This window comes from Dyella silvatica, assembly GCF_026283955.1.
GTDB classification, from domain to species: Bacteria; Pseudomonadota; Gammaproteobacteria; order Xanthomonadales; family Rhodanobacteraceae; genus Dyella_C; species Dyella_C silvatica.
This window is the reverse complement of the sequence record NZ_JAPDPE010000209.1, coordinates 1-3,605: the sequence shown is the minus strand read 5'-3', so window position 1 is coordinate 3,605 and position 3,605 is coordinate 1. Positions and strand designations below refer to the sequence as shown.

Genomic DNA, 3,605 nt, shown 5'->3' with positions numbered 1-3,605 from the left:
CATTCGAATTCGTAGATAGGCATAAACACTCCAAATGAAACCGGGGGCCGGCGAGGCCGGCAGCCCGTCATTATCGACCCGTCCGCGCAGTTTTCAATGCCGGCCTATTCCGGCCGGCACCGGCAAAGGCACGGGCCTGTGCCAGAGGTCGCATCCACCACGATAAAAGCGCGCATCCAAGGCCAGCTTCGAGGCAACAGAAAACAGCCACGAACACACGGACGTCTAAACGTCTGGTTGACTTTGACCGCAAACGCAGTCTAGCCTGCAATCGCTGCACCGCAGCATCACTGGGGAGAATACATGCATCCGTCATCAAGCAAGACTGCCACCACGCGGCTCGCCCATACCGCCTTATTCACAGCCATGGTGCTGACGCTTTCCGCCGGCACCGCCCGCGCACAGAGCAGCGCGCCCAGCGACACTGGCAAAGCCAAGAATCTGAGCGCGGTCATCGTTACCGGCACCCGTGCAGACAATCGCACCGAAAGCAGTTCGCTGACACCGATTGACGTAGTATCCAACCAGGCGTTGCAGCAAACCGGCACCAACGAGCTCACTACCGCGCTGGCGCGGCTGATTCCCTCGCTGACCTTCCCGCGGCCTTCGGCGTCCGATACCGCCGACTCGCAACGCCCGGCGCAATTGCGCGGCCTGTCGCCCGACCAGGTCTTGGTGCTGGTGGACGGCAAGCGCTGGCATCCGGGCGCAATCATTCTTACCAATGGCGTCCTGGGGCGTGGCTCGCAAGCGGTCGACCTGAATACCATTCCGATGGCCGCCATCGACCATATCGAAGTGCTGCGCGATGGCGCATCGGCGCAGTACGGCTCCGACGCGATTGCCGGCGTGATCAATATCGTGCTGAAAAAAGGCGCCCAGGGTGGTTCGGTCGAAGTCACCGGTGGCCAATATTCCGCCGGCGATGGCCGGCAATGGCAGGGTTCGGCCAACTTCGGTATTCCGCTGAATAACGACAAAGGCTGGCTACGCTTTACCGTGCAAGACGGCAATCAGGACTACACCAATCGCGCAGGCGTCAATCGCACACGCCCAGCCGACGGGGTCACGCAGCGCTTTGGCGACCCCGCCGTCAAAGATCAAAACCTGTTCCTCAACGCGCAGTACGACATCACCTCGGGGGCGCAGCTCTATGCCTTTGGGCACTACGGTCATCGCGACAGCACCTCGCCGGCGTTCTTCCGCAACCTGTCCAGCAGCAACTCGGTACCCTCGATCTATCCGAATGGCTACTTGCCGCTGGAAAATTCCGACGCCACCGACAAATCGCTGGTGGTCGGGCTGCGCGGCAAAACCGATGGCGGTTGGCGCTGGGACATCAGCGCCAACTACGGCGGCAATCGGGTCTCCTACGAAACCTTCAACAGCATCAACCGCGCCTGGTTGAAAGATTTCGGCTCCAGCCCAACCCGCTTCCATGACGGCATTCTGTCGGCCGCGCAGCAATCGTTCGATGTCGACATCGCCAAAGAATTATCCGTGGGCTGGTTGCCGAACCCGGTTACCGTGGCCTTCGGCGCCGAGTATTTGCGCCAGAGCTATAGCATCGATGCCGGCGACCCGACCTCGTATTACACCGGCACCTCCGGGGTCTCCGGGGGCGCCCAAGGCTTTGGCGGCTACCAGCCTGGGAATGCAGGCTCGCATGCCCGGCATAACGTAGCCGAATATCTCAGCCTGGAAACCAACCTCACCGACCGGCTCGGTACCTCGCTAGCCGTTCGCCACGAAAACTACTCCGACTTCGGCAGCACCACCTCCGGCTCGCTCGCCGGGCGCTTTGATTTCACCGACCGCTTCGCCTTGCGTGCCAGTGCCTCCACCGGTTTCCGCGCACCGTCGCTGGCCCAGCAGTTTTATTCGTACACCTCGTCGCTGTACTACGGCACCGGCAATTCGCTGGGCCTGCCGCCGGGCATCTACAACACCGGCCTGGTCGCGGCCAACAGCACGGTCGGTCGCTTGCTCGGCGCGCAACCGCTCAAGCCGGAGAAATCGCGCAACTACACCGTGGGCCTGGTCTGGAATCCGATCGATCCGCTGAACCTGAGCGTCGACATCTATCAGATCCAGATCAATAACCGCATCACGTTATCGAGCAATCTCGCCACGACGTCGGCGGCCGTGCAAAGCTATCTGGCCGCCAATGGCATCACCAATACCAACTACAGCGGCATCGCCTACTTCACCAATGCGGTCAATACGCGCACCCGCGGTATCGACCTGGTCAGCAGCTACCGCTTTGATTTCGGCAACGCAGGCACCCTGCAAACCACCTTGAGCTACAACTACAACAAGAACAAGGTGACCGATGTCAAACCGAATCCGACCGTGCTCAATGCACTGGGCTTGAATCTCAAGCGCATCGATCGCCGCGACCAATACGGCCTGCTCGCCGATACCACGCCGCGCAGCAAGCTGATTCTCAACGGGCTCTACAACATCGATCGCTGGAGCGTGAACGGCACCCTGACTCGCTATGGCAAGTTCACCGCATACAACTCCACCAGTGCCGCCTTCGACCAGACCTTGAGCAGCAAGTGGTTGCTCGATCTGGCGGTGAGTTACAACCTGAATCGCTGGAGCTTCACCGTCGGCGCAGATAACGTCTTCAACACGTATCCCGATCGCGCAATCGCCGCCAACGACAATAACGGCACCCTGCCCTACTCGGTGTTTTCGCCGTTTGGATTCAATGGCGCGTATGTGTACGGCAAGGTGGCTTATCGCTGGTAAAGCCCTGGCGCTGAGCTAGTTGTTTGTGTCGTGGCGAGACCGCCCCTCCCAGCCTCCCCCTGCAAGCAGGGGGAGAAATACGTTTGGCTGATGACAGCGTTAATCAAACCGCTAAGCGCTCACCGTCAGCGCGATCAACACCACCACCTCGACCAGCTCAGTGAGTGCGCCGCAGGTATCGCCAGTCATGCCGCCCAGGCGCTTGCGGCAGGCATGACGCCAGCCGATGAATACCATCAGCGTGCATAGCAAGGCCAAGCCGCCTCGCCAACCGAACGCGACACAGACGACAGCGGCGCATAGTAATCCGACCATGCATGCCAGCCGTGGGGCATCGACCAGGCCGCTGCCAAGGCCGCCGCTGCGCACATAGGGGATGCTTAAAAAAGCCAGGGTCAATGCGCTGCGAGCCAACAACGGCGCCAGCAGCAAGGCGCTCCAAAGCGGTGTCGTTACGCTTGCCAGCGCGGCGAATTTCGTCAACAGCAACAGGATCAACGCGCTGACCCCCGCGGGCCCGCTGCGCGGGTCTTTCATGATGGTCAGTGTGCGTTCGCGATCGCCGAGCCCACCGACCCAGGCGTCGGCACTGTCGGCCAAGCCATCCAGATGCAAGCCGCCGGTGGAAACCACCCAGGCGAGCAACAGCACCGCGGCGGACAACATCGGTGGCCAGCCATGCACTAGCCAGGCAAGGCCACACAACCAACCGCCCAGCAGTAACCCGACCAACGGATACCACGCCAGCGATGACGACTGCGCGCGGGCATCGTCAAACGTCGACACCGGTACCGGCAGCCGGGTCAGAAAGCCGATGGCGGCGAGCAATCCACGCATTACGCCGAGAT

2 protein-coding genes are annotated in these 3,605 nt (G+C 61.2%); one reads left to right on the top strand and one right to left on the bottom strand.

Translation table 11 applies throughout. The features are described from left to right. Positions 1 to 303: 303 nt before the first annotated feature. Complete coding sequence (locus OUZ52_RS22555) at positions 304 to 2,757, top strand: TonB-dependent receptor plug domain-containing protein (protein WP_425493906.1); 2,454 nt, start codon at positions 304 to 306, stop codon at positions 2,755 to 2,757. Positions 2,758 to 2,868: 111 nt separating this feature from the next. On the opposite strand, the gene OUZ52_RS22550 is transcribed toward OUZ52_RS22555, so the two are convergent. Continuing rightward, complete coding sequence (locus OUZ52_RS22550) at positions 2,869 to 3,594, bottom strand: adenosylcobinamide-GDP ribazoletransferase (RefSeq protein WP_266160852.1); 726 nt, start codon at positions 3,592 to 3,594, stop codon at positions 2,869 to 2,871. Positions 3,595 to 3,605 lie beyond the last annotated feature (11 nt).